At 64.6% G+C, this 625-nt stretch carries 1 protein-coding gene; it reads right to left on the reverse strand.

What is annotated here, in order from left to right; all coding sequences use genetic code 11:
* On the reverse strand, window positions 1-625 hold a 625-nt coding region (locus tag IE271_RS41345; RefSeq protein ID WP_268256284.1), incomplete at both ends, for a non-reducing end alpha-L-arabinofuranosidase family hydrolase.

Here is a 625-nt window from a genome sequence, read left to right on the forward strand (position 1 = left end):
GGGGGACTTGCCCTGGTAGAGGAACTGCAGGTTGCAGGGGTCGACGGTCATGGTCTGGTCGGGGTTGTTGCGGACCAGGTCACCGTGGCTGATGTCGTTGGTCCAGGTGGCACCGCTGTTGGCCTTGCCCGCGAAGGGGTTGCTCTCGCTGGTGGCCTGCGGGGTCCACGAACCGTTCAGGCTGGAGGCCGTGAAGGAGCGGAAGTAGCGCCCGTTCGCACCGATCGCCTCGACGATCATGAGGTACTGGTTCTGGTCCTGGAGCTTGTAGACCTGTACGCCCTCGAAGAGATTGGCCCTCGTGTCGCTCATGACCGTCGTGTACGACGAGCCGAAGTTGCCCGGGAAGTTCCCGATCGGCATGCTCGCCCGGTAGATCTTGCCGTTGTCACCGGCGAAGAACAGGTACATGTTCTGGCCGTCGCCGATCAGGGTCTGGTCGATCGGGCCGGTGCTCGAGCCGGAGATGCTCCCGGTGAACAGCGGCTGCGGCGAGGACCAGCCGTTGGGGTTGGTGGGATCGCTCGACGTGCGGTAGATGAAGGGCCACGCACCCCACTGGTACGCCAGCACCCAGATGTTCTTGGGCGCGAAGTAGAACAGCGTGGGCGCCACCGCGGCCTGG

The organism is Streptomyces minutiscleroticus, from assembly GCF_014650875.1.
GTDB lineage: Bacteria > Actinomycetota > Actinomycetes > Streptomycetales > Streptomycetaceae > Streptomyces > Streptomyces minutiscleroticus.